This window comes from Acidovorax bellezanensis (assembly GCF_025421555.1).
Classification (GTDB): domain Bacteria; phylum Pseudomonadota; class Gammaproteobacteria; order Burkholderiales; family Burkholderiaceae_C; genus Comamonas; species Comamonas bellezanensis.
The window spans coordinates 558316-580024 of record NZ_JAODYH010000001.1 but is presented as its reverse complement, the minus strand read 5'-3'; the positions used below and the strand labels follow the sequence as shown (position 1 = coordinate 580024).

General features: G+C 65.0%; 21 protein-coding genes. 7 read left to right on the top strand and 14 right to left on the bottom strand.

Features of this window, described 5'->3' with window-relative positions:
* Nucleotides 1-63 precede the first annotated feature (63 nt).
* The 4 genes from N0K08_RS02610 to N0K08_RS02595 all read right to left on the bottom strand — a co-directional run bounded on the left by N0K08_RS02610 (nt 64) and on the right by N0K08_RS02595 (nt 6346).
* On the bottom strand, nt 64-1719 hold the full coding sequence (locus N0K08_RS02610; protein ID WP_261498423.1) for a Na/Pi cotransporter family protein: 1656 nt from the start codon (nt 1717-1719) through the stop codon (nt 64-66).
* Nucleotides 1720-1829: 110 nt separating this feature from the next.
* Nucleotides 1830-2342, bottom strand: coding sequence for a signal peptidase II (gene lspA, locus N0K08_RS02605; protein WP_408642888.1), 513 nt, complete (start codon nt 2340-2342; stop codon nt 1830-1832).
* A complete protein-coding gene (gene ileS / locus N0K08_RS02600; protein WP_261498421.1) occupies nt 2342-5194 on the bottom strand; it encodes an isoleucine--tRNA ligase in 2853 nt (950 codons plus the stop codon). Before ileS ends, lspA begins: the two co-directional genes overlap by 1 nt.
* A gap of 102 nt (nt 5195-5296) precedes the next feature.
* Nucleotides 5297-6346, bottom strand: a complete 1050-nt coding sequence (locus N0K08_RS02595; protein WP_261498420.1) for a bifunctional riboflavin kinase/FAD synthetase — start codon at nt 6344-6346, stop codon at nt 5297-5299.
* A 168-nt stretch (nt 6347-6514) separates the two neighbouring features.
* Here N0K08_RS02595 and N0K08_RS02590 point away from each other — a divergent pair, with 168 nt between their 5' ends.
* Nucleotides 6515-7096 (top strand): HNH endonuclease, encoded by a 582-nt coding sequence (locus N0K08_RS02590; RefSeq protein ID WP_261498419.1) that lies wholly within the window; start codon nt 6515-6517, stop codon nt 7094-7096.
* Here N0K08_RS02590 and N0K08_RS02585 read toward each other — a convergent pair.
* Nucleotides 7093-8022: a LysR family transcriptional regulator gene (locus N0K08_RS02585; protein WP_408642892.1), complete on the bottom strand. Its 930-nt coding sequence runs from the start codon at nt 8020-8022 to the stop codon at nt 7093-7095. The genes N0K08_RS02590 and N0K08_RS02585 overlap by 4 nt on opposite strands.
* Nucleotides 8023-8130: 108 nt before the next feature.
* On the opposite strand from N0K08_RS02585, the gene N0K08_RS02580 reads away from it, so the two are divergent.
* Both N0K08_RS02580 and N0K08_RS02575 read left to right on the top strand, forming a co-directional pair.
* Complete coding sequence (locus N0K08_RS02580; protein ID WP_261498417.1) at nt 8131-8802, top strand: orotate phosphoribosyltransferase; 672 nt, start codon at nt 8131-8133, stop codon at nt 8800-8802.
* Nucleotides 8799-10058 (top strand): hydantoinase/carbamoylase family amidase, encoded by a 1260-nt coding sequence (locus N0K08_RS02575; protein ID WP_261498416.1) that lies wholly within the window; start codon nt 8799-8801, stop codon nt 10056-10058. The genes N0K08_RS02580 and N0K08_RS02575 overlap by 4 nt, the downstream gene beginning before the upstream one ends.
* A gap of 57 nt (nt 10059-10115) precedes the next feature.
* Here N0K08_RS02575 and N0K08_RS02570 read toward each other — a convergent pair whose 3' ends face one another.
* Entirely contained in the window at nt 10116-10745 is a 630-nt protein-coding gene (locus N0K08_RS02570) for a DUF2238 domain-containing protein (protein WP_261498415.1), read from the bottom strand.
* Nucleotides 10746-10912: 167 nt separating this feature from the next.
* Between N0K08_RS02570 and N0K08_RS02565 the strand changes: the two genes are divergently transcribed.
* The gene (locus N0K08_RS02565) at nt 10913-11860 is read left to right on the top strand and encodes a bestrophin family protein (RefSeq protein ID WP_261498414.1); all 948 of its coding nucleotides are present in this window, start codon (nt 10913-10915) and stop codon (nt 11858-11860) included.
* A gap of 132 nt (nt 11861-11992) precedes the next feature.
* Here N0K08_RS02565 and N0K08_RS02560 read toward each other — a convergent pair whose 3' ends face one another.
* From N0K08_RS02560 to N0K08_RS02550, 3 genes are all read right to left on the bottom strand, one after another.
* Nucleotides 11993-13108, bottom strand: a complete 1116-nt coding sequence (locus tag N0K08_RS02560; RefSeq protein WP_261498413.1) for an acyl-CoA dehydrogenase family protein — start codon at nt 13106-13108, stop codon at nt 11993-11995.
* 9 nt (nt 13109-13117) lie between these two features.
* Complete coding sequence (locus N0K08_RS02555; RefSeq protein ID WP_261498412.1) at nt 13118-14323, bottom strand: acyl-CoA dehydrogenase family protein; 1206 nt, start codon at nt 14321-14323, stop codon at nt 13118-13120.
* A gap of 78 nt (nt 14324-14401) precedes the next feature.
* Nucleotides 14402-15100, bottom strand: a complete 699-nt coding sequence (locus tag N0K08_RS02550; protein ID WP_261498411.1) for a YceH family protein — start codon at nt 15098-15100, stop codon at nt 14402-14404.
* Between the two features lie 20 nt (nt 15101-15120).
* Here N0K08_RS02550 and purN point away from each other — a divergent pair, with 20 nt between their 5' ends.
* The gene (gene purN / locus N0K08_RS02545; RefSeq protein ID WP_261498410.1) at nt 15121-15705 is read left to right on the top strand and encodes a phosphoribosylglycinamide formyltransferase; all 585 of its coding nucleotides are present in this window, start codon (nt 15121-15123) and stop codon (nt 15703-15705) included.
* A 4-nt stretch (nt 15706-15709) separates the two neighbouring features.
* Here the strand turns inward: purN and N0K08_RS02540 are convergent, their stop codons facing one another.
* Nucleotides 15710-15985, bottom strand: coding sequence for a DUF1653 domain-containing protein (locus N0K08_RS02540; protein WP_261498409.1), 276 nt, complete (start codon nt 15983-15985; stop codon nt 15710-15712).
* 108 nt (nt 15986-16093) lie between these two features.
* Between N0K08_RS02540 and N0K08_RS02535 the strand changes: the two genes are divergently transcribed.
* Together N0K08_RS02535 and N0K08_RS02530 are read left to right on the top strand one after the other, a co-directional pair.
* Nucleotides 16094-17371, top strand: a complete 1278-nt coding sequence (locus N0K08_RS02535; RefSeq protein ID WP_261498408.1) for an RsmB/NOP family class I SAM-dependent RNA methyltransferase — start codon at nt 16094-16096, stop codon at nt 17369-17371.
* A gap of 105 nt (nt 17372-17476) precedes the next feature.
* A complete protein-coding gene (locus N0K08_RS02530; protein ID WP_261498407.1) occupies nt 17477-18700 on the top strand; it encodes a DesA family fatty acid desaturase in 1224 nt (407 codons plus the stop codon).
* A 1-nt stretch (nt 18701) separates the two neighbouring features.
* On the opposite strand, the gene N0K08_RS02525 is transcribed toward N0K08_RS02530, so the two are convergent.
* From N0K08_RS02525 to trxB, 4 genes are all read right to left on the bottom strand, one after another.
* Nucleotides 18702-19880 (bottom strand): S8 family peptidase, encoded by a 1179-nt coding sequence (locus tag N0K08_RS02525; protein WP_261498406.1) that lies wholly within the window; start codon nt 19878-19880, stop codon nt 18702-18704.
* A 236-nt stretch (nt 19881-20116) separates the two neighbouring features.
* Nucleotides 20117-20287, bottom strand: a complete 171-nt coding sequence (gene rpmG, locus N0K08_RS02520) for a 50S ribosomal protein L33 (protein ID WP_008904999.1) — start codon at nt 20285-20287, stop codon at nt 20117-20119.
* Nucleotides 20288-20307: 20 nt separating this feature from the next.
* A complete protein-coding gene (rpmB, locus tag N0K08_RS02515; protein WP_261498405.1) occupies nt 20308-20541 on the bottom strand; it encodes a 50S ribosomal protein L28 in 234 nt (77 codons plus the stop codon).
* A gap of 193 nt (nt 20542-20734) precedes the next feature.
* The gene (trxB, locus tag N0K08_RS02510) at nt 20735-21685 is read right to left on the bottom strand and encodes a thioredoxin-disulfide reductase (protein ID WP_261498404.1); all 951 of its coding nucleotides are present in this window, start codon (nt 21683-21685) and stop codon (nt 20735-20737) included.
* Nucleotides 21686-21709 lie beyond the last annotated feature (24 nt).

The following is a 21709-nucleotide window of genomic DNA, read 5'->3' as shown; positions in this document are numbered from 1 at the left end:
GGGCCGCCCCGCAGCGATGGTGTCGTCCCCCCGGGGGGAAGCGGCGAAGCCGCTCAGGGGGGGTTACTTCGGCACCGGCGTTTCGCGCAACCGGCTGGGCGCCAGGGCTCCGGCCGATTCCAGGATGGGGTAGGCCACCGAGCACAGCAGCGAATTGATGCGCTTGAGTTCGCTGATCAAGTCGATGTGCAGCGAGCTGGTCTCTATGCTGGGCATGGTGTTGTCCGCCAGGCGCGCCAGGTGCGATGCCGAATAGGCCAGTTCCAGGTCGCGAAAACGGGCTTTTTCTTCCAGCAGCTTTTGCGCTTCGCGCACGTTGCCGGTGAGGAAGACGCTCATCGCCAGGCGCAGGTTGTCGAGCAGGCGGGCATGCAGGTCGTTGATTTCCTGCGTGCCGGCGGCCGAGAAGCGGCGGCCTTTCTTGATCTTCTTTTCTTCGATGTCCTGCAGCACCCGCTCGATCAGGTCGCCGATCTGCTCCATGTTGATGGTGAAGCTGATGACTTCGGTCCAGCGCTGACCCTCCTTCTCGTCGAGCTCGGCCCGGGAGATCTTGGTCATGTAGTACTTGATGGCCGAATAGAGCTCATCGACGGTGTCATCGAGCTGGCGCAGTTCGGCCGACAGCTTGAGGTCGTCATTGATCACCACCTGGTGCATGCCGATCAGCATGGCTTCGACCACGTCGGCCTGGTGCAAGGCTTCGCGGGCGGCGCAGGAAATGGCCAGCGACGGCGTGGCCAGTGCGGAAGGGTCGAGGTGGCGCGGACGCAGCGGACTGCCTGCGCCGGGCTCGGGCTTGGGAATCAAGGCGATGACCCACTTGGCGACCATATCCGTCATGCCGATGAAGAACACCGTGTTGAATACGTTGAAGGCCAGATGGAACAGCACCACGTTGCGCGCGCCATCGCCCAGCAGGGGCTGGACATGGGTCATCCACAGGCCCACGCAAGGCACGGCCAGGGCCACGCCCATCATCTTGAACAGCAGGTTGCCCACGGTCACCTGGCGCACTTCGGAGCTGGACTTGGCCGTGGTCAGCACGGCGACCAGGCCGCTGCCCAGATTCGCGCCCAGCACCAGGCCCAGGGCCACATCCAGCGGCACGGCACCCGAGCTGGCCATGGCCGCGATCAGCAGCACGATGGCCAGGCTGGAGTAGGCCATCACGGCCAGCACCGCGCCCATGATCAGCTCCATGAAGATGTCGCTCGTCATCGAGCCCAGCAGGGTGCGGATCACGGCCGATTCGACCAGTGGCTCGGTGGCTTCGACCACCAGGCGCAGGGCCAGCAGCATCAGGCCCAGGCCGATCAGCACGCGGCCTATGCGCCCCGGCGTGCTGTCCTGTCTGGTGATGAACAGCACCACGCCGACAAAGATCATCAGCGGAGACAGCCAGGACAGGTCGGTGGCGAACAGCACCGCCATCATGGCCGTGCCGACGTCGGCACCGCGCATCACGGACAGGGCCGAAGGCAGAGTGATCAGACCCTGTCCGACGAAGGACGAGGTCATCAAGGAGGTAGCGGTGCTCGATTGCACCAGGGCAGTCACACCAATCCCCGAGAGCATCGCGGTGAAGCGGTTGCCCATGCTGTGGGCAAGCAGGTTGCGCAGATTCGCCCCGAAGACGCGCAAGATCCCGGTTCGAACCATGTGGGTGCCCCACACCAGCAGTGCGACGGCGGCCAAAAGGTTGAGTAAGTGTTTCATGGGCAGAACCAGACACTATAGCGCGATTGTTGTGCCTGTGCAACAAGAGTGAATGCTGCCATGCCCTGCTGCGCTGAGGGCGGGGGGCCAAGGGCACCCCCGCTAGTCTCTCAGGGCGCGCTTTTTTTCTTCATCCGTCGCAGCTCGTCGACGACCAGCAGCACGGCGCCTACGCTGATGGCCATGTCGGCCACATTGAAGGCCGGAAAGTGCGCGCTTCCCCAGTAGAAGTCGAGAAAATCGACCACATAGCCATGCATCAGGCGGTCGACCACGTTGCCGATGGCGCCGCCCAGAATGCTGGCCAGCGCAAAGCCCAGCAGGCGCTCGCCGCGGTGCGCATGCAACTGCCAGACGATGACCGCCGTGGCGATCACGCCGATGGCGGTGAACAGCCAGCGCTGCCAGCCGCTGGCGCCGGCCAGGAAGGAAAAGGCCGCCCCGGTGTTGTGCGCGCGCACGATGTTGAAGAAGCCCGTGATGGGCGTGCCATCACCGAGCTGGTAGACCTGCAGGATCCACTGCTTGCTGACCTGGTCGAGCACGATCAGCAGCAGCGCCCACAGCAGCCACGGCCAGATGGCCGCGCGCGTGGTGGGAAGCATGGGAGCGGCGGGGCGCATCAGGCGATAGCCCGGTCTTCACCGGCACCATGCAGGTTGCTGTCGCAGCGGCCGCACAGCGTCGGGTGGGCAGGGTTGACGCCCACGTCTTCGCGGTAATGCCAGCAGCGCTCGCACTTTTCATGCGTGCTCGGGCTCACGCTCGACTGCAGGGCCGAACCGGCCACCGCCTGCGCGGCCGAAGTGATGAAGACGAACTTCAGGTCGTCGCCCAGGCTGGCCAGCAAGGCCAGGTCCTCGGGCTCGGCCGTCAGCGTGACTTCGGCCTGCAGCGACGAGCCGACCTGGCCCGTGGTGCGCACGGCTTCGATGTCCTTGTTGACCAGATCGCGGATTTCGCGGATGCGCGCCCACTTGGCCAGCAGCGCCGCGTCGCCCGCGGGCAGGTCGCAGAACTTCTCCAGGAAAATGGTTTCGCTGTCGCCAAAGATCTTCCAGGCTTCCTCGGCCGTGAACGACAGGAAAGGCGCCATCCAGCGCAGCATGGCATGGGTGATCTGCCACAGCGCGGTCTGCGCCGAGCGGCGGGCCAGGCTCTTGGGCGCGCTGGTGTACAGGCGGTCCTTGAGCACGTCGAGGTAGAAACCGCCCAGGTCTTCCGAGCAGTACAGCTGCAGCTTGGCGACCGCCGGGTGGAATTCATAGACCTGGTAGTGGCCGAGGATTTCCGTCTGCAACTGGTGCGCGCGCGCCAGGGCGTAGCGGTCGATTTCGAGCATCTGCTCGAAAGGCACGCTGTCCTTGGCGGGATCGAAGTCGCTGACGTTGGCCAGCAGGAAGCGCAGCGTGTTGCGGATGCGGCGATAGGCATCGACCACGCGGGCCAGGATCTTGTCGTCGATGGCCAGGTCGCCCGAGTAATCGGTGGAAGCCACCCACAGGCGGATGATTTCCGCGCCCAGCTTGCTGGACACGTCCTGGGGCGCGACGGTGTTGCCCACCGACTTGCTCATCTTCTTGCCCTGGCCGTCGACGGTGAAGCCGTGGGTCAGCAGGCCGCGGTAGGGCGCGCGGCCGTAGATGGCCGAGGCCAGCAGCAGCGACGAGTGGAACCAGCCGCGGTGCTGGTCATGGCCTTCGAGGTACAGATCGGCTTCGGGGCCGCTGTCGTGGTGCATGGCGGGGTGGGTGCCGCGCATCACATGCCAGAAGGTCGAGCCCGAGTCGAACCAGACTTCGAGGATGTCGGTGCTCTTGGTGTACTGGGCGGCTTCCTCGGCGCCGAGGATTTCCTCGGTGCTCACGCGGCTCCAGGCCTCGATGCCGCCTTCTTCGATCATGGCCGCGGCCTGGTCGATGATTTCCATGGTGCGCGGATGCAGTTCACCCGAGTCCACGTGCAGGAAGAAGGGCAGGGGCACGCCCCAGCTGCGCTGGCGCGAGATGCACCAGTCGGGCCGGCCGGCGATCATGGCGCGCAGGCGCTCCTTGCCGTTCTCGGGGTAGAACTGGGTCTGCTCGATGGCGGCCAGCGCGGTTTCGCGCAGCGTGCCCGGGGCCTTGTCCTTGGTGAACACGCCTTCGCCTTCGTCCATGCGCACGAACCACTGGGCCGCGGCGCGGTAGATCACCGGCGTCTTGTGGCGCCAGCAATGCGGGTAGCTGTGGCTGATGGTCTGGCTGTCGAGCAGGCGACCGGCTTCGCGCAGCGTCTCGATGATGACCGGCGCGGCTTTCCAGATGTGCTGGCCCGCGAACAGCGGCAGTTCGGGCGCGTAGACGCCGTTGCCCTGCACGGGATTGAGGATGTCGTCGTAGGCCAGGCCGTTGGCCACGCAGGAGTTGAAGTCATCCACGCCGTAGGCGGGCGCCGAGTGCACGATACCCGTGCCGTCGTCGGCGGTCGCGTAGTCGGCGAGATACACCGGCGACAGGCGGTCGTAGCCGGCGTCGACGTCGGCCAGCGGATGGCGGAAGTTCAGGTGGTCGAGCTTTTCGCCCAGGGCCGTGGCAACGACATTGCCGGTCAGCGCCCAGCGCTCCAGGCACTTCTCCACCAGCGCGCTGGCGACGATCAGCAGGCCGCGCTCGGTGTCGACCAGGCTGTATTCCAGCGCGGGGTTGACGTTCAGCGCCTGGTTGGCGGGGATGGTCCAGGCGGTGGTGGTCCAGATGACGATGGCGGCGGGCTTGTCGATCCGGGCCAGACCGAAGGCCGCGGCGAGCTTCTCGGGCTCGGCCGTGGGGAACATCACGTCCAGCGTCTGGCTCTTCTTGTCGGCGTATTCGATTTCGAACTCGGCCAGCGACGAGCCGCAGTCGAAGCACCAGTACACAGGCTTGAGGCCGCGGTAGACATAGCCACGCTCCATGACCCGCTTCAAGGCGCGCAGTTCGGCGGCCTCGTTGGCGAAGTTCATGGTCTTGTAGGGGTTGTCCCAGTCGCCGAGCACGCCCAGGCGCTTGAAATCGGCCATTTGCTGGGCGATCTGCGCGGTGGCGAAAGCGCGGCTCTTGGCCTGCATTTCGTCACGCGGCAGGTTGCGGCCGTGCAGCTTTTCGATGGCATTCTCGATGGGCAGGCCGTGGCAGTCCCAGCCGGGCACGTAAAGCGCGTCAAAGCCTTCGAGCTGGCGGCTCTTGACGATCATGTCCTTGAGCACCTTGTTGACGGCGTGGCCGATGTGGATCTGGCCGTTGGCATACGGCGGGCCGTCGTGCAGGATGAACTTGGGCGCGCCGCAGCGGGCGTCACGCAGCTTCTTGTAGATGCCCTTGTCTTCCCATTCCTGGGTCCAGCCCGCTTCCCGCTTGGGCAGGTCGCCCCGCATCGGGAACGGGGTGTCGGGCATGTTCAGGGTGCTGCGGTATTGGTTAGCAGCGGGCGGAGTGTTTTTGGCTTGATCGGACATGGAAACCTTCAAAGCGAAGCATTGCCCGGGGAAGTGGCCCGGACATGGAAAGCGGGGCGGAAACGGAGCGCAGGCGACATGCCCGGCAGCGCAGAGTGCGCGTCAAATTCGGTCGCGCGTGGTCTGGCGACGGGTTTCGGTGTAAGTGGGTGCAGGCAGCGCGGAAAACAACGCGCGTGCGTCGTCGCAGTCCTTGGCGATACCCGCGGTCAGGGCTTGCAGACTGTCGTACTTCAGCTCGTCGTGCAGTTTATGCAGAAGTTCCACGCGGATGATTTTACCGTATGCCCCTTCAGCCCCGAGGTGGTCGGGCCAATCGAGGCAATGGGTTTCCAGCAGCACGCGTCCGCCATTGACGTCATTCGGGTCCAGCGAGGGGCGCACGCCCAGGTTGGCCACGCCGGGCACGGGCTGCTCGCCCAGGCCGTGGACCCGCACCGCAAAAATGCCGCTGGCCGCGGGCTTCCAGTGGGAAAAGCGCAGGTTGAGCGTGCGAAAGCCGTCACTGGCGCCGGCGCTGGACTCGGCCAGCTGGCGGCCGAGCTTGCGGCCGTGGACCACATGGCCGGAGATGGTGTAGGGGTGGCCCAGCAGGCGCGCGGCGGCCTCCATGTGGCCCGCGGCCAGGGCTTCGCGCACGGCCGAGCTGGACACGCGCAGGCCGTGGACTTCGTAGCTGTTCATGCGCGCGACATCGAAGCCGGCGCGCTGGCCGGCCGCGTCCAGCATGGCGTAGTCGCCCGCGCGCTTGGCGCCAAAGCGGAAATCATCACCCACCAGCACATAGCGTGCGCCCAGGCCCTGCACCAGCACTTCGTCGATGAAGGCCTGCGGCGACTGGCTGGCCAGCGCGTGGTTGAACGGCAACACCACCACCTGGTCGACGCCGCAGCGCTCCAGGTCCGTGAGCTTGTCGCGCAGCGTGCAGATGCGCGCCGGCGCCAGAGCGGGCTGGCTCAGCACCTGGGCGAAGTAATCGCGCGGATGGGGCTCGAAGGTCAGCACGCAGGTGGCCACGCCGCGCTGCCGGGCTTCGCCTGCGAGCAGGGACAGCATGGCCTGGTGGCCGCGGTGCACACCGTCGAAATTGCCAATCGTCAGGGCGCAGGCCGGTTCACGTCCGGAATGGTGGAAGCCACGAAAAATCTTCATCAATATGCTTTATTTTTGATAGCGACGTGCACATGCCCATCCAGCGCAGGCTACTGATTCTCAATGGAAAGAGAGTATATTGCCAGAGACTGGACGGCCCGGACCGCTTGCTAGGCTTGGGTAGGGCCGCTTTCCCTTTGGCGATGGTGATTGCAAAGGAGGCGTGCTGTGAAGGTGCTGAAATTGTCCGCCCAAGGGCTGCCACAGTCCTGGATCACGCTCGAGCAGGCGGTGCTGTACTACGCCTCCGATGCCGTGCGCTGGGAGTCGGGCGGCGCGATCGCCTGTTTTCACGGCGGCCACAATGCGCGCACCGGTCTGCAGTCGGTGATCCACGTCAACAGCATCATCGGTACGCGCGGCATGCCCGCGATCAACCCGCACGCACTCAAGCCCGGCCTCACCAACAGCAAGCTGTTCGCGCGCGACCGCTGCGTCTGCGCCTATTGCGGCCAGCTTTTTCCCGACAGCGATTTGACGCGCGAACACATACTGCCCCAGGCCGCGCGCGGCCAGGACCACTGGATGAACGTGGTCACGGCCTGCCGCCCCTGCAACCACCGCAAGGGCGCGCGCACGCCAGAGCAGGCGCGCATGCCGCTGCTCTACGCGCCCTATGTGCCCAGCCTGTGGGAAGACTTCATCTTGCGCAACCGCCGCATCCTGGCCGACCAGATGGAGTTTCTGACCGCGCATCTGCCCAAAACCTCGCGCATGCTGCTGGGGCATGAGGTGGATGCTGTGGTTTAGGTGTCGCGCTCTTCCTGTACCAGCGCCGCGGCGAAGTGCCGCGCGGGCGCGGGCAGGTCGGCAAAGCGGGTCGCATACAGATTGAGCGTGCGTTCGGCCCAGGCATCGGTCAGCGGCACGGCGTGCAATTCGCGCGTCTCGCCCAGCCGCTGGTACGCGCCTTCGGGCATCACGCCCACGCCCAGCCCGCATTCGATCATCCGGCACATGGCGCTCAGGCTGTCGACTTCGATGCGCTGGCGCAGCATGCGCCGGCCCGAGCGCGCCTGGCGGTCGAGCATTTCCTGGACGACGGAGCTGTCGCGCAGCCCGACCTGCGCATAGTCCAGCGCTTCTTCGTAGGCCAGTTGGGCATGGCGTGCCAGCGGATGGCTGCCCGGCATGATCAACACCATGCGCTCGCGCCGGTAGGGCATGGATTCCAGTCCCTCGGCTTCCTCGCAGGGGCTGCACACGCCCAGGTCGGCGATATGGTCGCGTACCGCGCGGGCCACATTGCGGCTCGTGGCCTGGCGCAGGTCGATGCGGATGTCGGGGTGGTGCTGCGCGAACAAGGCAATGTGTTCGGGCAGGAACTGCTCCACGGCCGAGGCATTGGCGCTGAGCCGCACCAGGCCGCGCACGCCGCGCGCGTATTCAATCAAATCGTCGCGCAGGTGTTCCACGCCCAGCAGGATGGCGCGCGCATGTTCGAGCAGCAATTCCCCGGCGGGCGTGGGGCGCACGCCGCGCGCGTGGCGCAGCAGCAGCGGCGTGCGTGCCAGCGATTCGAGTTCGGCGATGCGCTTGCTCACGGCCGAGGCCACCATGCCGCCATGCTCGGCGGCGCGCGCAATGCTGCCCCCCTCGCAGATCAGCACGAACAGGTCGAGCGAGGCGAGGTCTATCTGGCGCAGAAAGCTGCGTGAGGAGGTGAAGTCGGACATGGGCATGCGGCGCGAGCCATCGCGGTTGGGAACGGCTCGAGGAATTTTAGCCACTTCTGGTGAAGCGCCTAGGTTCTTACCATCGGCGTTTTGCCCACGGACACGCTCATGCTTCTTTCCGATTCCGACGCACCCCGCGTTGCCCAGGCCTTGGTGGGGCTGGGTGCAGTGCGCATCGCCTCGCACCAGCCATTTTTCTACACGTCCGGCTGGGCCAGTCCGGTCTATGTGGATGCGCAAGTGCTGATGTCGGATGTGGCGCTGCGCAGTTCCATCATGGACATCGCGGCGCGCTGCATGCAGCCCTTGATCGCCGCGCGCGGCATCAATGCCATCGTGGGCACGGAAAGCTCGGGCATTGCCTTTGCGGCATGGCTGGCCGAGCGGCTGGAGCTGCCCATGCTTTATCTGCGCAAGCGCCCCGTGGGCTGGGACATCACGGCCCAGCTCGAAGGCCGGCTGCCGGCCGACGCGAAAGTGCTGCTGGTCGACGATGTGACCACCGACGGCCGTTCCAAGGCCGGTACCGTGGCGGCCTTGCGCCGCGCGGGGCCGGTGGTGGAAGACGTGCTGGTGTTGCTTGACTATGCGCTCTACGCGCAGGAGGCCAGCACGCTGGCCGAGCATGGCCTGTCCTTGCACGCGCTGGCGACCTGGAAGCAGCTGCACCAGGCCTTGCTGGCCAGCGGTCAGCTGAGCAGCGCCCAAGAGGCCACGCTGGCCGACTTCACGGCGTCGCCCGTGGCCTGGTCGCTGCGCAACGGAGGGACCGGAGCATGATGGCCTGCACTACCGTGACCGAACCGCGCGCGCTGGCGCTGTCGCTGCTGGGCGAAATCCGCGAAGCCACGCGCGACGGCCTGGGCGTGACGCGCGAGAGCTATGGCGCGGGCGAAAACACCGCGCTGCGCATCCTCACCGAGCGCGCGCAAGAGCTGGATCTGCGCTGCGAGAGCGACCGCGCCGGCAACCTGTGGCTGAGCCTGCCCGAGGACGAGCGCGCTGCGCCGTTCCTGGTGATAGGCTCGCACGCCGATTCCGTGCCGCAGGGCGGAAATTTCGACGGCCTGGCCGGCATCGTTGCCGGCATCCTGATTTTGCTGGGCCTGCGCGGCCGCCATGAAGACGCTGCGCCGGTGCGCGTGCTGGCGCTGCGTGGCGAGGAAAGTGCCTGGTACGGCAAGGCCTATCTGGGCTCGCTGTCCCTGCTGGGCAAGCTGCCCGCGGCCACCCTGGCACGGCCCCGCCGCGATGGCGTGGATACCTTGAGCGAAGCCATGGTGCGCTGCGGCGCGGATGTGGCCGCCATCGCGCGCGGCGAGGCGCTGGTCGATACGGCGGATATTGCCGCCTACCTCGAAGTGCATATCGAGCAGGGACCGGTCATGGTCAACCGCGGCTGGCCCGTGGCATTGGTCACGGGCATCCGCGGCAATGTGCGCCACAACCTGATCCGCTGCATTGGCGAGTCCGGCCACTCGGGCGCCGTGCCGCGCTGGTTGCGCAAGGATGCGCTGCTGGCCGTGGCCGAGCTGCTGTCGCGCATGGACGAGCACTGGCGCGTGCTGCTGCAAATGGGCATGGACATGGTGATGACCACCGGCATCTGCTCCACTTCGGCGCAATCGCATGCGGTCTCGGTCATTCCGGGCGAAGTGGCGTTCAGCTTCGAAGTACGCAGCCAGGACACGCAGACGCTGGAGCGCTTCTACGCCTTGATGCGCGAGGAGTGCGCGGCCATCGAGCGCGCGCGCCATGTGCGCTTCGAGTTCGACGAGCGCCTGTTCACCGAACCGGCCACGATGGATGCCGGCTGGCTGCAGCGCCTGGAGGCCGCCGCCGTCCAAGGCGAGAAGCCAGAACGCATTGCCAGCGGCGCCGGCCATGATGCGGCGGTGTTTGCGAATGCCGGCGTGCCCTCGGCGATGGTCTTCATCCGCAACGAGAACGGCTCGCACAATCCCCATGAAGCCATGGACATCGACGATTTCCTCGCGGGAATCGAGCTGATGCAGCGGGCCATGACCTCCGCTTGAGAAGCGACGCGCGCAGGGGCCGATGGGGCGGTGCAGCCCCTGGTCCCTGCCGCGGATTCAGGGGCTTGTTGCATCCGGTAGCTGCGCAATCTGGCGGTCCTGCCACCGCGACAGGCCCCAGAGCGCGACGATCCCCCCCAGCAAGGCAAAGGCCATGTCCGATTGCGTGTCCCACGGATCGCCTTGGGTGCCGAGAAACTCGTCGGCGCCCTGGCCCAGGGCCAGCGCTGCGCCCCATTCGATCAGCTCGTAGCTGGCGCTGATGGCCAGGACGATGCAAATCACCACGAAGGCCAGCATTTTCTTGCCTTGCACATAGCCGCCGCGCACCAGGATTTCGCGCGCCACCAGGGCCGGCACGAAACCCTGGGTGAAGTGGCCTATCTTGTCGTAGGGGTTGCGTGACAGACCCAGCCAGGATTGCAGCTCGAAGCCAAAAGGCACCCTGGCATAGGAGTAAGTGCCGCCAATGATCAACACCAGCGCGTGCAAGCCTATGCAGGCGTAAAGCAGGGGCGTCAGCGGAAAACGCCTGCGCGTGTCCCAGAGAATCGGCAGGGCGATCAGCACCGGCGCGACTTCCAGCCACCAGGTGGTGCGGTCGAAGGGGTTGATCGCGGAGATCCCCAAGGCCAGCAGACAGAGCAAGCTCAGCCCTGACAAATGCTTCAAGGCAGAATTTTCCATTCCCATTGCGCTTCCTGTTTGGTCTGGCCACCGCGCGTTCTCTAACTATCGACGCAAGCATGGCCTTATGCTCTGCGCCGATAATGCGCGGCTGTGCAAAATTTCCGACGGCGTGAGCCTTGGAGATTGCATTCTAGTATCCGTTCTTTTTTTGACTGTCCCCTGCAATGATCGTCCGCGAGCGCCCGGCTGGTTTCCGGCTTTTTCTGGTTTTGCGGGGCTCGGTGCTGCAGCGCATCCGTCTGAGCCTGGCCATCAACACCCTGCTGGCCATTCTGGTGACCTTGGCGCACGGCAACCTGTTTTCCGTGAAGATCACGCTCACGCCGATTCCCTTCACGTTGATCGGCCTGCCGCTGGCGATTTTTCTGGGCTTTCGCAACAACACGGCCTACGACCGCTACTGGGAAGGCCGTAAACTGTGGGGCGAGCTGGTGATCCAGGCGCGTACCCTGGCACGCCAGTGCCTGGGCATGATCCATTTGCCCCTGCCGGTCGATTCGACCCAACGCGAGAGTGATGTGCGCGTGCGCATGATCCACCGCACGATTGCCTACGCCCACGCACTGCGCCTGCAATTGCGCGACCAGTCGGACAGCGCCGATGTGCAGCGCTGGGTCACGGCCCAGGAATGGGAAGTGCTGCGCCACAAGCCCGCTTCCAAGCGCGCCGATGCGCTGATGATGACCATGGGCCAGGAACTGGGCGACTGCGTGCGTCGCGGTGAAATCGATCCCTGCCTGGCTACGCGCTTCGACACCACCTTGACCGAAATGCTCGGCGCCGCCGCCTCGTGCGAGCGCATCCGCCACACGCCCATGCCGTTTTCCTATGCGCTGCTGCTGCACCGCACGGCGTACATGTATTGCTTCTTGCTGCCGTTCGGCCTGGTCGACATCACCGGCTTCATGACGCCGTTCGTCGTGGCCATCGTCGCCTATACCTTCTTCGGTCTGGACGCGCTGGGTGACGAGCTGGAAGAGCCGTTCGGCCTGGAAAGCAACGACTTGCCGCTGGACACCATTTGCCGCGGCATAGAGATCAGCCTGCTCGAGTCCTTGAACGACCCCAACGTGCCCGAGCCCCTCAAGCCCGTCAATTACCAGCTGACCTGAGGCAGCTGCTGCAGCCCACGCAACTGGCGCCCCCAGCAATGGGGCAGCGAGGAAGGGCCGCCCCGCACCGAGGCTGCCGTCCCCCTCCACCGAAGGTTGAGAGGGGGAAGACGCGAAGCGGCTCAGGGGGTGTTAAGAAAACACTCCGGCCGTGTCCTGCATATGGGCCGAGACTTCGCCCAGGTGGTGCAGGCTGTCGCCATAGCCCATTTCGATCTGGGTCAGGTGCTTGAAGTAGTGGCTGACGATGTATTCGTCGGTGACGCCGATGCCACCGTGCAATTGCACGGCCTGCTGGCCGACAAAACGCAGGGACTGGCCCAGCTGCACGCGGGCGCGGGATACGGCCAGGTGGCGTTCCGCGGCCGGGGCGTTGAGCTTGAGGCTGGCGTAATAGCTCATGGAGCGGGCCAGTTCCAGCTGCATCTTCATGTCGGCCACGCGGTGGCGCAGGGCCTGGAAGCTCGCGATCACCACGCCGAACTGCTTGCGCTGGTTCATGTAGTCGACCGTGATGGCCAGGGTCTGCTCCATCGCGCCCACGGCCTCGGCGCACAGCGCGGCGTTGGCCACGTCGGTGGCCAGGGTCAGCGCCGCCAGGCCATGCTGTGTCAGCAGCGTGGCCGGCGTATCCACGCACTGCAGTTCGGCGGCACGGCTGCCGTCCTGCGTGCCGTAGCCACGGGTGCTCAGGCCGCTGGCGCCGCGTTCCACCAGGAACAGCGCGATCTGTCCGTCCAGCTGGGCAGGCACCAGGAAGGCATCGGCCTGGTCGCCCACGGGCACCAGGCTTTTGAGCGCGTTGAGTGCATAGCCGCTGCCGGTCTTGGCGGCCGTGGCGCTGCAGACATCCAGCCGGTAGCGCGCCTTGCGCTCCTGATGGGCGAGCACGACCAGCGCTTCGCCGCTGGCCACGCGCGGCAGCCACTGTGCCTGCTCGGCGGCGGGAGCGTACTGGCTGAACACGGCGCTGGCGACCACGGCCTGGGTCAGGGGCTCGAGCACAATGCCCCGGCCCAGCTCTTCCATGGCGACCATGACGTCGATGGGGCCGAAGCCCATGCCGCCATGGGCTTCGGGCACGGCCAGGGCCGTGAGGCCCAGCTCGGCCAGTTCGGTATAGGCGGCGCGTGAAAAACCGCCTTCGGCCACGATCTGGCGACGGCGCTCAAACGTATAGGCCTTGCTCACCCAGCGGCGCACTGCCTCGCGCAATTGCTGCTGGTCTTCGGAAAAGTTGAAATCCATGATGTCTCCTCAACCAAAAACAGTTTGTGCAACGATGTTGCGCTGCACTTCATTGCTGCCGCCGTAGATGGTGGTCTTGCGCATGTTGAAGTAAGTCGAAGCCAGAGGTGCGTTGGCTACCTCGCCGCCGGGGAAGCCGCCGAGCGCGCCCGCGCTCTGGTCGCCTTGCCAGCCGGCTTCCATGGCTTCCTCGATGAAGGGCAGGCTGAACGGGCCCGCGGCCAGCATCATCAGCTCGCTGTAGCGCTGCTGGATTTCGCTGCCCTTGATCTTCAGCAGGCCGGCGATGTCCAGCGGGTTCTTGCCTGAGGTTTCGGCCGACAGCACGCGCAAGACCATCATTTCCAGCGCGATCACATCGACTTCGAGCAGCGCGATCTGGTCGCGAAAGCGCTGGTCTTCCCAGACGCCTTCGGCCTTGGCGATGCGCTTGAGGCGTTCGAGTTCGCGCTTGGCGCGGTTCACGTCGGCGATATTGGTGCGCTCATGCGACAGCAGGTGCTTGGCATAGGTCCAGCCCTGGTTTTCTTCGCCAATCAGGTTCTCCGCGGGGACTTTCACGTTGTCGAAGAACACTTCGTTGACTTCGCTTTCGCCGTCCAGCAGCTTGATCGGGCGCACGGTGACGCCTGGCGACTTCATGTCGATCAGCAAAAAGGAGATGCCGGTCTGTGGCTTGCCTTCGGTGCTGGTGCGCACCAGGCAGAAAATCCATTCGCCGTACTGGCCCAGGGTGGTCCAGGTCTTCTGGCCGTTGACCAGGTAGTGGTCACCCTGGCGCTCGGCGCGGGTCTTGACCGAAGCCAGGTCAGAGCCCGAACCCGGCTCGCTATAACCCTGGCTCCACCAGACTTCACCGCTGGCGATGCCGGGCAGAAAGCGCTTTTGCTGCTCGGGCGTGCCGAAGGCCATGATCACGGGCGCGACCATCACGGGGCCGAAAGGAATCACGCGCGGCGCGCAGGCGCGTGCGCATTCTTCTTCAAACAGGTGTTTTTGCACCGAGCTCCAGCCCGGGCCGCCAAAGGCCTTGGGCCAGCCGTGGCCCAGCCAGCCGCGGCTGCCCAGAATCTTGGCCCAGCGCTGCAGGTCGTCGCGCGACAGGCGCAATGCATTGCGCACTTTGTGCGCGATGTCCTCGGGAAGATGGCTGCGGACCCAGGCGCGAACTTCTTCGCGAAAGGCCTGCTCTTCGGGGGTAAATGCGAGATCCATGCTCGTGTCTCCTGAGTTATCAGGTTTTATAGCACGAACGTGCTTTTTTGAGCTGTCCGACGGGGGACACCTGGCCTGTCAGTCGGCAGGCGCTGCGTTGTCCGGTGCGAGATCCACGCCCAACTGCTGGCACAGCGCATCGAGCCTGGCCTGCAACTGCTGCACCTGGGATTCGAGCGCGGCGATGCGTTGCTCGGCACCGCTGCTGCTGGCGCGCGGGGCAAAAGCGCTGCCGCCCACGGGCAAGGCCGAGATGTCCACCGGTCCGCACAGCAACGTAGCCCAGCGCGGCTCGCGCGCGCCGGGAGCGCGCGGCAGCAGGACCACCAGCGGCCCGCCTTTTTCTTCGCTGCGCTCCTGCAGCTCGTCCAGAAACGCTTCGACCGAGGAAATGTCGGCAAAGCGGTGCCAGCGTTCGGCGTTCAGGCGCAGTTCGCCCGCGGTCTGGGGGCCGCGCAGCAGCAGCAGCGCCAGCAGCACGGCCGACTGCTCGGGCACGCCCACGCCGCGCGGGAAATTGTGTTCCCAGCGCTGGGTGCGGCTGCCGCTGACGGGCGAGACCAGGCTGCGCAACAGCAGTCCGTCCAGCGCCTCCTGGGCATCGCTCTCGCTGATCTCCATCACCGGCTCGCGGCTGCTTTTCTGGTTGCAGCCATTGAGCAAGGTGTTGAGCGACAGCGGATAGCTGTCCGGCACCGTGCGCGCTTTTTCCATCAGCGTGGCAAGCACACGGGCCTGGACGGGATTCAGGGGAGTGGAGCGTGGGTCAAAGGGCATGGATGAGACAATCGGTGGCAATGAAAAACATCGTGATTTTGATCTCTGGCGGTGGCTCCAACATGGCGGCCATCGTGCAGGCGGCCCAGCAACAGGACTGGGCCGGAACTTTGAATGCGCGCGTCGCCGCCGTGGTCAGCAACAAGGCCGAGGCCAAAGGCCTGGAATTTGCCCGCCAGCAAGGCATCGCCACGGCCGTGCTGGACCACAAGGCCTTTGCCAGCCGCGAAGCTTTCGACGCCCAGCTGATGGCCGTCATAGACCAATACCAGCCCGCGCTGGTGGTGCTGGCCGGCTTCATGCGCATCCTGACTCCGGCGTTCGTAGGCCATTATGCGGGTCGGCTGGTCAATATCCATCCTTCGCTGCTGCCGGCCTTTACCGGTCTGCACACGCACCAGCGGGCGATAGATGCCGGCTGCAAGTTCGCGGGCACCACCGTGCACCAGGTGACGGCCGAACTCGATGTCGGCCCCATCCTGGAGCAGGCGGTGGTGCCGGTGCTGCCAGACGACACGGCCCAGACGCTGGCCGCGCGCGTGCTGGTGCAGGAACATGTTATCTATCCGCTGGCTGTAGCCAATTGGTTGAAAAGCCAGGCCTGAAGGCTCACTGCCGGGCGGCTTGCTCGGCTTCGGGCGAATAGTCACCCAGGCGTGCGAAGCGCGGCTGGCGCAGGCCGTCGATCTCCACGCTTTCCTGGAACATGGCCGCGGGTCGTACCCACAGGCCGCGTTCGCCGTACAGCGCGCGGTACAGCGTCATGGGCTCCAGGGTTTCGCTGTGGCGGACCATGTCCAGCACCTGGTACAGGCCGCCCTTGTAGTGGCGGTACAGGCCCGGGGGCGTGGGTTGCAGGGGAGACAGATCGGTGTCGGTAGGCATGTGAGAAAGAGAAAAAAGCACAAAAGAAGGGCAGGATAGCCGCGTCCGCGGGTGCGCGCAGATGCCAGCGAAGGCAGGGGGAACTCCGCAAATGGGACAATCGCCCCCATGCATCCCAACGCCCTCCTTGATGCTTGCTCCGAACTGGTCAAGCGCACCCTGACATTTGAACACCCGGCCGATGCCGTGGTGTCCCGCTTTTTCCGTGAAAACCGCGGCCTGGGCCAGCGCGAGCGCGCCGCCCTGGCGGAAACGGCTTACACCGTGCTGCGCAAGAAATTGCTGTTCGAAAGCCTTGCGCGTTCGGGCAGCGGTCCGCGCGAGCGCCGCCTGGCGATCCTGGGCTATCACGGCCCGCGCGACTTTCTCAAATCCGCGCTGAACGACCAGGAACTCGCCTGGCTTGAGCAATGCGATGCGATCAAGCCCGAAGACCTGATGGAGCCCCATAGGCACAACCTGCCCGCGTGGCTGGTCGAGCCGCTCAAGGCCCAGCTGGGCGACGGCTTCTGGCCGCTGGCGAACAGCATGGAGCAGACCGCTCCGCTGGATCTGCGCGTCAACGCCTTGAAAGACAAGCGCTCCGATGTGCAAAAAGAGCTGACCAAGGCCGGCATCCGTTCCGTGCCCACGCCGTTTTCCCCTTGGGGTCTGCGCGTTGACGGCAAGCCTGCGCTGACCCGCTACGACGCGTTCATGCGCGGCGCCATCGAAGTGCAGGATGAAGGCTCGCAACTGCTGGCCCTGCTGGTCGACGCCAAGCGCGGCGAAATGGTGGTGGACTTTTGCGCCGGTGCCGGCGGCAAGACCCTGGCCCTGGGCGCGAGCATGCGCAGCACCGGACGACTGTATGCGTTTGACGTGTCGGGCCATCGCCTGGAAGCGCTCAAGCCACGCCTGGCGCGCAGCGGACTGTCGAACGTGCACCCCGCAGCCATCGCCCACGAGCGCGATGAGCGCGTCAAGCGCCTGTCGGGCAAGATCGACCGCGTGCTGGTCGACGCCCCTTGTTCGGGACTGGGCACTTTGCGCCGCAACCCCGACCTCAAGTGGCGTCTGTCGGAAGAAGCGATTGTCGAGCTCACGGCCAAGCAGACCGCCATTCTCGACAGCGCGGCCCGCCTGGTGAAGGCGGGCGGACGCCTGGTCTATGCGACCTGCTCCATCCTGCCCGAGGAAAACGAAGCGATTGCCGAAGCTTTCAGCGCGGCCCATCCCGACTTCGAGCCGCTGGATGCCGCCGAACTGCTGGAACAGCTCAAGGTCGCAGCGGCGAGCAGCCTGTGCAGCGGCGGCGAGTCGGGTGGTCGCTACCTGCGCATGTGGCCCCACCTGCACCAGACCGACGGTTTCTTCGCCGCCGTCTGGGTCAAGAAGCAGTCATAAGGTCCGAGTTGCCTGTAAGTGCAGGTAATCATCCTGCATCTTCCAGGTATCCCGCCCTAAAATGAAACACCGCTTTTTCAGGCGGTGTTTCTCTTTGAGGTGGCCATGTGGTATCCCGATAGCGCTTTATGGACTGCAGCTTTGGAGTGGCTTGGCCACGGACTGTTGCGGCTTTCCTGGTGGCAACTGGCGCTGGTGGCGCTGGTCACCACCCACCTGACCATTGTCGGCGTGACGGTCTTCCTGCACCGTTGCCAGACCCACCGCGCGCTGGAGCTGGGCCCGGTGCCTGCGCATTTCTTCCGTTTCTGGCTGTGGCTGTCCACGGGCATGGTGACGCGGGAGTGGGTCGCCATCCACCGCAAGCACCACGCCAAGTGTGAAACACCCGATGACCCGCACAGCCCGCAGCAGCGCGGCCTGCGCACCGTGCTGTGGCGTGGCGCCGAGCTGTACCGCGCGGAATCGGCGAATGCCGAGACCCTGCGTGTCTATGGCCAGGGCACACCCGACGACTGGTTGGAGCGCAGGCTGTACAGCCGTTTCCCGGGCTTGGGCATCTCCCTGTTGCTGATCTTCAACCTGGTGCTGTTCGGCGCCGCAGGCCTGGCCCTCTGGGCCGTGCAAATGGCCTGGATTCCTTTCTGGGCTGCGGGCGTGGTCAACGGCATCGGCCACTACTGGGGTTATCGCAATTTCGAAGTCCAGGACGCGAGCCGCAATCTCTCGCCCTGGGGCCTGATCATCGGCGGCGAAGAGCTGCACAACAACCACCACACCTATCCGACGGCTGCCAAGTTCTCGGTCAAGCGCTATGAATTCGATATCGGCTGGGGCTATATCTGGCTGTTGCAGCGCCTGGGCTGGGCCCGGGTCAAGCGGCTGGCGCCGCGCTGGCAGCAGGGCGAAGTGCGGGCGCAAGCCGATGAGGCCACGCTGCAGGCCTTGATTGCCAACCGCTACGAAGTCATGGCGCGCTACGCGGGCGAGTTGCGCGCGGCCTGCCGTGACGAAGTCCAGCGTCTGAAGGCGCGCCGTGCGGCGCGTGAGGAAGTGTTCCTGTTGCAGGCGGTGCGGCGCTGGCTGGTGCGCGACCAGGAGCGGCTGCCCCAGCGCGCGCGCTCGCAGATTGCCCAGGTGCGCGCCGCCCATCCGGTCATCGACCAGATGCTGACCATGCGCGAGGAGTTGCGCCAGCTGTGGCTCAACACATCGCACAGCCGCGAGCAGCTCACGGCCGATCTGCAGGCCTGGTGCCGCAAGGCCGAAGCCAGCGGAATTCAGGCCTTGAAGGAGTTTTCCATGGCGCTGCGCGCCGTGCGTCCGTAGGTCAAGGGGAGGTCACCAGGCCCTGGCCGATATCGGCCTCATCGGTATTGGCGACGAACACATCCTTGCGCGCATTGGAGATCAGCCGTGCGGCCACGTTCCGGGCCGTGGGCTGGATGCCGGCCTGGCGCAGGAACTGCCACCACAGGGCCGCGACGCCCGCCACGTGGGGGCAGGCCATGCTGGTGCCGCTGATGGTGCGCAGGCCGCCGCCCGGCCAGGCCGAAGTGATGTCCACGCCGGGCGCTGCCAGCCGGGCCTGGATGTTGGAGAAGTCGGCCACCTCGTATTTGTGGTCGGTGCGGCCGACGGCGGCCACCGAGATGACGTCATTGGCGGCGGCCGGCAGCGAGGTGGCGATGCGGTATTCGCGCCGGATGGCGCGCCGGCTTTCGTTGCCGGCCGCGGCGATCACCAGCGGCGCCACGCCAAAGGCTGCCTGGGCCCTGAGCACGGCCATGATGGCGTCGAACATGCGCAGATTGCCGCCGTAGGCTTCGAGCGCCGTGGACGTGGCCAGGTCCAGCGGCCAGCCGTCGGCCGTGAGGCGGGAGACCATTCCCGGGAAATCGAAACCCAGCGACATGGAGATGATGTCGGCGCGCTCTTCCATGGCCCAGTTGAGGGCGTGAAAAATCATCTCGGACTGGCCCGCCCCATCATCGCCCAGCACCTTGCCTATCAGTGCCCGGCTCACGCCGCGCGCAATGCCCACGCGCTGCTGCGCTTCATCGCGGCCAAAGATGGTGCCGGCACAGTGCGTGCCATGGCCGTGGCGATCGCCGTTGCCGTGGTCGCTGAAGTCCTTTTCGATCAAGGTCATGCCCGCAAACGCCGGGTGATCGCGGTCGATGCCCGTGTCGAGCACGGCCACCGTGACGCCGGAGCCGTCATATTGGCTTCTGTCCGCCCGGACGGCCTTGATGCCCCAGTTGGCGGCCGGCAGCACCATCAGTTGCTCCACCGGTTTGGATTCCACAGGGCTGATCAGACGTGTGGGCATGGTGGGCACGACCAGTTGCACCTGGGGGTCGGACTTGAGTTCGGCGACCATATGTTCGGGCAGCGTGTCGGTGGAAATGGCTGGGAGCACTTTTTCCAGGGAAAGCACCCCGGTGTCCAGATCGCGCTTGCCTATGGGCCGCTGGTAGATGTATTTCAGGATGATGTAGCGTCTCATCTGCACTCCGAAGGTACTCGACAAACGCATGGATTCCATGCATCGCTGATTTTTTCAGATGCAGAGACAGTGTGCACTTACTGCTGTATTGTTGCAACAAAATCAAGGATCAGGGCAGCATCCTTGATTTTTTCTCCAGATCGGGAATGCTGCGGGCACAAAAAAAGGGACACCGAGGTGTCCCTTTTGTCAGCGCGAGCTTCTGTTGCCGAAGTGGCAAGCAGACTCGTCAGCGCTTACTTGAGCTTCATTTCCTTGTACTCGACATGCTTGCGAGCCTTGGGGTCGAACTTCATGATCAACATCTTTTCAGGCATTGTCTTTTTGTTCTTGGTGGTGGTGTAGAAGTGACCGGTACCCGCAGTGGATTCCAGCTTGATCTTGTCGCGTCCGCCTTTAGATGCCATGGTATTTCTCCTTCAGGGAATTAGGCTTGGCCACGAGCACGCAGGTCTGCGAGCACGGAGTCGATACCGTTCTTGTCGATCAGACGCAGAGCGGCGCCGGAAACGCGCAGGCGCACCCAACGGTTCTCGGTTTCCACCCAGAAACGACGGTATTGCAGGTTAGGCAAGAAACGACGCTTGGTCTTGTTGTTGGCGTGGGAAACATTGTTTCCCACCATGGGCTTCTTGCCCGTTACATCACATACGCGTGCCATGAGGACACTCCGATAGTTTTAACAGCCATAGACACCGAAACACTGCAGAGCAGCTTGTGCCTATGACCTCACCTCGCCAGAATTCGGGTGGCGGTAACCCGTGCTGGAACTCCCGGCAAGCCGGTGCACAACCCTTGCGGGGAGGCGCTCAAATTCAGCAAAGCCTGCGATTATAGGGAAGGCTGGAAAAACCTTATTCCTGTTCAAGAAAACGCTGGGCATCGAGCGCGGCCATGCAGCCCGTGCCGGCGCTGGTGATGGCCTGGCGGTAGACATGGTCCTGCACGTCGCCGGCGGCGAACACGCCGGGCACGCTGGTCTGCGTGGCAAAGCCCTTGAGGCCGCCCTGGGTCACGATGTAGCCGTTTTCCATTTCCAGCTGGCCCTGGAAGATCTCGGTGTTGGGCGAGTGGCCGATGGCGATGAAGCAGCCTTGCAGGGCGATGTCTTCGGTGTGGCCGTCCTGCGTGCTCTTGAGGCGGATGCCGTTCACGCCCGACTGGTCGCCCAGCACTTCGTCCAGCGTGAAATGGGTCTTGAGTTCGATCTTGCCGGTCTTGACCTTCTCGTGCAGCTTGTCCACCAGGATGGGCTCGGCCTTGAACTTGTCGCGGCGGTGCACCAGCGTGACCTTGCTGGCGATGTTGGACAGGTACAGGGCTTCTTCGACGGCGGTGTTGCCGCCGCCGACCACGCAGACCGGCTGGTCGCGGTAGAAGAAGCCGTCGCAGGTGGCGCAGCCCGAGACGCCGCGGCCCATGAAGGCCTGTTCGGAAGGCAGGCCCAGGTATTTGGCGGAGGCGCCGGTGGCGATGATCAGCGCGTCACAGGTGTAGGTGCCGGAGTCGCCGGTCAGCGTGAACGGGCGCTTGCTGAAATCCACTTTGTTGATGTGGTCGAAAACGATTTGCGTCTGGAAGCGCTCGGCATGCTCCTGGAAGCGCTGCATCAGTTCGGGTCCTTGCACGCCCATCACATCGGCGGGCCAGTTGTCCACGTCGGTCGTCGTCATCAGTTGGCCGCCTTGGGCCATGCCGGTCACCAGCAGGGGCTTGAGGTTCGCGCGGGCGGCATAGATGGCTGCGGAATAGCCGGCAGGGCCGGAACCGAGGATCAGAACGTGGGCGTGTTGGGTAGTAGACATGGATGCAATCACGAAAAGGCATGC

What these genes read in the sequence shown, in the direction of transcription:
- N0K08_RS02610 (WP_261498423.1), bottom strand. Translation starts at nt 1,719, where the DNA reads ATGAAACACTTACTCAACCTTTTGGCCGCCGTCGCACTGCTGGTGTGG.
- N0K08_RS02575 (WP_261498416.1), top strand. Translation starts at nt 8,799, where the DNA reads ATGATGGCCTGCACTACCGTGACCGAACCGCGCGCGCTGGCGCTGTCG.
- rpmB (WP_261498405.1), bottom strand. Translation starts at nt 20,541, where the DNA reads ATGGCACGCGTATGTGATGTAACGGGCAAGAAGCCCATGGTGGGAAAC.
- N0K08_RS02550 (WP_261498411.1), bottom strand. Translation starts at nt 15,100, where the DNA reads ATGCCCTTTGACCCACGCTCCACTCCCCTGAATCCCGTCCAGGCCCGT.
- lspA (WP_408642888.1), bottom strand. Translation starts at nt 2,342, where the DNA reads ATGCGCCCCGCCGCTCCCATGCTTCCCACCACGCGCGCGGCCATCTGG.
- trxB (WP_261498404.1), bottom strand. Translation starts at nt 21,685, where the DNA reads ATGTCTACTACCCAACACGCCCACGTTCTGATCCTCGGTTCCGGCCCT.
- rpmG (WP_008904999.1), bottom strand. Translation starts at nt 20,287, where the DNA reads ATGGCATCTAAAGGCGGACGCGACAAGATCAAGCTGGAATCCACTGCG.
- N0K08_RS02570 (WP_261498415.1), bottom strand. Translation starts at nt 10,745, where the DNA reads ATGGAAAATTCTGCCTTGAAGCATTTGTCAGGGCTGAGCTTGCTCTGT.
- N0K08_RS02535 (WP_261498408.1), top strand. Translation starts at nt 16,094, where the DNA reads ATGCATCCCAACGCCCTCCTTGATGCTTGCTCCGAACTGGTCAAGCGC.
- purN (WP_261498410.1), top strand. Translation starts at nt 15,121, where the DNA reads ATGAAAAACATCGTGATTTTGATCTCTGGCGGTGGCTCCAACATGGCG.
- N0K08_RS02595 (WP_261498420.1), bottom strand. Translation starts at nt 6,346, where the DNA reads ATGAAGATTTTTCGTGGCTTCCACCATTCCGGACGTGAACCGGCCTGC.
- N0K08_RS02585 (WP_408642892.1), bottom strand. Translation starts at nt 8,022, where the DNA reads ATGTCCGACTTCACCTCCTCACGCAGCTTTCTGCGCCAGATAGACCTC.
- N0K08_RS02580 (WP_261498417.1), top strand. Translation starts at nt 8,131, where the DNA reads ATGCTTCTTTCCGATTCCGACGCACCCCGCGTTGCCCAGGCCTTGGTG.
- N0K08_RS02525 (WP_261498406.1), bottom strand. Translation starts at nt 19,880, where the DNA reads ATGAGACGCTACATCATCCTGAAATACATCTACCAGCGGCCCATAGGC.
- N0K08_RS02560 (WP_261498413.1), bottom strand. Translation starts at nt 13,108, where the DNA reads ATGGATTTCAACTTTTCCGAAGACCAGCAGCAATTGCGCGAGGCAGTG.
- N0K08_RS02555 (WP_261498412.1), bottom strand. Translation starts at nt 14,323, where the DNA reads ATGGATCTCGCATTTACCCCCGAAGAGCAGGCCTTTCGCGAAGAAGTT.
- ileS (WP_261498421.1), bottom strand. Translation starts at nt 5,194, where the DNA reads ATGTCCGATCAAGCCAAAAACACTCCGCCCGCTGCTAACCAATACCGC.
- N0K08_RS02530 (WP_261498407.1), top strand. Translation starts at nt 17,477, where the DNA reads ATGTGGTATCCCGATAGCGCTTTATGGACTGCAGCTTTGGAGTGGCTT.
- N0K08_RS02540 (WP_261498409.1), bottom strand. Translation starts at nt 15,985, where the DNA reads ATGCCTACCGACACCGATCTGTCTCCCCTGCAACCCACGCCCCCGGGC.
- N0K08_RS02565 (WP_261498414.1), top strand. Translation starts at nt 10,913, where the DNA reads ATGATCGTCCGCGAGCGCCCGGCTGGTTTCCGGCTTTTTCTGGTTTTG.